Source organism: Acinetobacter sp. YH01019 (assembly GCF_013420285.1).
Taxonomy (GTDB): Bacteria; Pseudomonadota; Gammaproteobacteria; order Pseudomonadales; family Moraxellaceae; genus Acinetobacter; species Acinetobacter gandensis.
Genome location: NZ_VOYM01000147.1, coordinates 1 through 3,146, shown reverse-complemented (window position 1 = coordinate 3,146; position 3,146 = coordinate 1). Strand labels below are relative to the sequence as shown.

General features: G+C 32.5%; 4 protein-coding genes and 1 pseudogene. 1 reads left to right on the top strand and 4 read right to left on the bottom strand.

The window, feature by feature from the left end; translation table 11 throughout:
• Positions 1 to 285: 285 nt before the first annotated feature.
• The gene (locus FTT84_RS17350; protein ID WP_067766331.1) at positions 286 to 723 is read left to right on the top strand and encodes a hypothetical protein; all 438 of its coding nucleotides are present in this window, start codon (positions 286 to 288) and stop codon (positions 721 to 723) included.
• 14 nt (positions 724 to 737) lie between these two features.
• Here the strand turns inward: FTT84_RS17350 and FTT84_RS17345 are convergent, their stop codons facing one another.
• The 4 genes and pseudogenes from FTT84_RS17345 to FTT84_RS17330 all read right to left on the bottom strand — a co-directional run.
• On the bottom strand, positions 738 to 1,163 hold the full coding sequence (locus tag FTT84_RS17345; protein ID WP_067766334.1) for a roadblock/LC7 domain-containing protein: 426 nt from the start codon (positions 1,161 to 1,163) through the stop codon (positions 738 to 740).
• A 12-nt stretch (positions 1,164 to 1,175) separates the two neighbouring features.
• Positions 1,176 to 1,712 (bottom strand): ATP/GTP-binding protein, encoded by a 537-nt coding sequence (locus tag FTT84_RS17340; protein WP_180081973.1) that lies wholly within the window; start codon positions 1,710 to 1,712, stop codon positions 1,176 to 1,178.
• A gap of 8 nt (positions 1,713 to 1,720) precedes the next feature.
• Entirely contained in the window at positions 1,721 to 2,677 is a 957-nt protein-coding gene (locus FTT84_RS17335) for a hypothetical protein (protein ID WP_067766340.1), read from the bottom strand.
• 50 nt (positions 2,678 to 2,727) lie between these two features.
• Positions 2,728 to 3,021, bottom strand: a pseudogene (locus FTT84_RS17330) (roadblock/LC7 domain-containing protein); the annotation flags it as partial.
• Positions 3,022 to 3,146 lie beyond the last annotated feature (125 nt).

Genomic DNA, 3,146 nt, shown 5'->3' with positions numbered 1-3,146 from the left:
CCGAACTCAGAAGTGAAACCTCTTAGCGCTGATGGTAGTGTGGGGTTACCCATGTGAGAGTAAGTCATCGCCAGCTCATTATTCAAAATCCCCCTAACTCTTATGAGATAGGGGGATTTTTTTATGCGATAAAAATAGAAATGGTAACTTTAAGTAAGAAGAGCATGAAGGAGAACCCCAATTCTTGTTTTAATTAATCCATTGAAAAGTCATTTTCAGCTAAGGCGAAAAATGAATAAAACAGTATAATTACATCAAATTTATAATTTTTTATAGGGAATCTTAATGTTCAAGAAAAAATTATTAGCGACAAGCTTATTATTAACAATAACGTTAACTAATGCTGGTGTTTATCAAGATAAGTTAAGTGAATGTCTAAGTAAGTCGACAACAGCTGAAGAAAGCCAAAATTTAACAGCCTGGATTTATTTAGCATTTTCGGCTCATCCAGAGATTGCAAAATATAATAAAGCAACCCCAGATGAAGTCGCTAAAATAGATAAAAATATGGCAAAATTATTTCAAGATTTATTAACAACCCGTTGTAAAACTGAAATAAAAGCAGTGACCGAAAATGAAGGTACAAATGCTTTAGCAAATGCATTTGAATTATTAGGAAAAACCGCTGCAGAAAGCCTTATGCAAAATCCAGCTGTAAACACACGAATTTCTGCATTTACCCAATATTTCGATGAAGAAGCAATCCGAAATTCAATGAAATAAATATTTAAAATTGTTTATGAACTTGGTAATTGATATTGGCTAAGTTCATCACTGACTTTTCTAAGTGAGTATAACAATTGTCCTAATAACACATCTTGAGAGGTTAAAAGGACTAATATCATTGGGTGTAGGGGATGGGAAATCGCTGTAAGTAAAGCTTTTCCATTTTCAGCATCTAATGTAATTGTTTGACAGCCTACAAGATTAATTTCATTGGTAAATGCTTGAACCATTGCCAAAATTGAACTGCTAACAGCGGCAAGCTTTCCAGAATTCTCAATATTTTTCTTTTGAATGGACTTTAATTCAAAACCATCAGTTGAGCATAACATTACATACTCAACGCCTGAAACATCCATAATTAATTCTTTCATTAAACTATGTGCATGCTCAATGAGTAGCTGTGGCGCTGTGCGACTTTTTCGTATAGATAAACTCATATGGACATAACCTTAAATAGAAAGTTGAACTTCAGCTTTAGCAATAAGTGTTTCAAGAATAAAAAGAATATCGGACTTCTTTCTAGCATCAATATAGAAGATAGGATGATGGGTTTGTTGCTGCTCTTGCCATTCTTTATAGAGCTTTGTAGATTGATACTGTGTATTATCTAAATGGGTGATAGCAATAATAAGGTTTTCATTATTTTTTGAAAAAAAATTCAAATATTCATTAATTTGTTGAATGGGATTGTTATGTGTATGATCAATTAAAATGATTGTACCTATAGCACCATTGCAAATCGTATTCCAAATAAAGTTGAATCGTTCCTGCCCAGGTGTACCATATAACCCTAATTTTATACCATCTTCGAGTGTAAGCTCACCATAATCTATTCCTACTGTCGTCAACATTTTTTGATGTGCATGCTGATCTGTATTTAAAGCCTCAGTACAAAGTACAGGAATATCGGAAATGCTTTGAATAGCAGTAGTTTTTCCGGCCCCCATTGTTCCGGCAAAAACGATTTTGTATTGCTGTAAAATCATATTAAAATTTATATTCCTAGTTTTTTTCTAAGGCTACGGAAAAGTTGCTGTAAAGGTTTTGACGATTGTTCTACAACTTGTTGAGTATGGAATACGGTAGCCATAGCAGGTATTTCTTCAATCATGTTTGCAATGTCACAAGCAAAAAGAAATCGATTAATGAAATTTTGACTTAATTGCATTTTTTCAGCGACATATTGCGTTGAGCTACCTTCCATAAAAAATGCTGACATTTTCAGTAATGATTTACGTTCGATACAGTCGATAGGTTGTGGCCAATGCAAAAGTCTATAATGTTTTGAAAAAGTAGGGGTTTCATAACCTACGTAGTCCCAAACAAACTGCCATAATCCATGTTGTAAATTGATTGATTTAGAACTGTATTTGAAGTTAACAACAGTATTTGTATCAGCTGGTATGAGTGTGAGTTCAGATTTTTGCAAAATTTTTATCTGAGATTTAATCCAAAACTCATTGTTAATGTTATCAATCAAGCCGATTGGATTTGTATCTAGTAAAATGAGTAGACGTTGGTGATTATTGATTTGTGTAAATAGATTAGAGAATTGTTGATGACTTAATTTATACTCAACATCTTTAACTATCGGTTGTAATATATTATTTTGCAGCTGATTACAAGTTTGAGTTAAGACAGTATTAACTAACCAAATTTCAAATTCTGTTGGATTAGTTAGTGGCAAAAATAAAGTGTCATGTTGGATTTTATTGGCATGTAATTCATTTTTTTTTAGTTTGAGTATAATTAATCGATTATGCTTAATTTTATTTATATTCGGTAAATCAATGAAGTCATCATTGATTAATAGTACTTGAAGTTTGCTATCAGCAATGTGTGTCCAATGAATAGTGATATTTGTTGCTAACTTATTTGAAATAATCGATTTAATTTCATTGATAACATTTAGATTTAAGCCAAAGACTGAAATATATAATGTGTTATTCATGCTAGATTCCACAAAAGTGGGTTATTTCAGTTGAAATAACCCAATTAGAATTAAGAAAAATCTAATTCTTTTTCGAAACGTTTAAGTTCGTGGCGTGCCATAGCAAGGTTAGATTTACTGCGGTCTAATACTAGATAGAGAAATAAAGCTTCATTTGAATCTAGTGGACGAATTAAGTGATATTGTTTACCTAAAGTAATTAAAATATCTTCGATTGAATCGTTTAGATTTAATGCTTTGGCAACTTTACGCTTCGAACGAACAACTTCTGTATTACCAGCAGCAGCTAATTCTAAGTCGATATCGTTATTACCTTGTGTAGCCAAAGCTAAACCACTTTCACTAGGCTTTGTTGCACAAACCTATCTGTAAAGGCTTTTTCAGCGATATAATTTTCAAATGAAGAAGCCTGCACACAAAATCTACCGCACAACCAATTGGCCCGCATATAACCGAGCACTTATGAGTC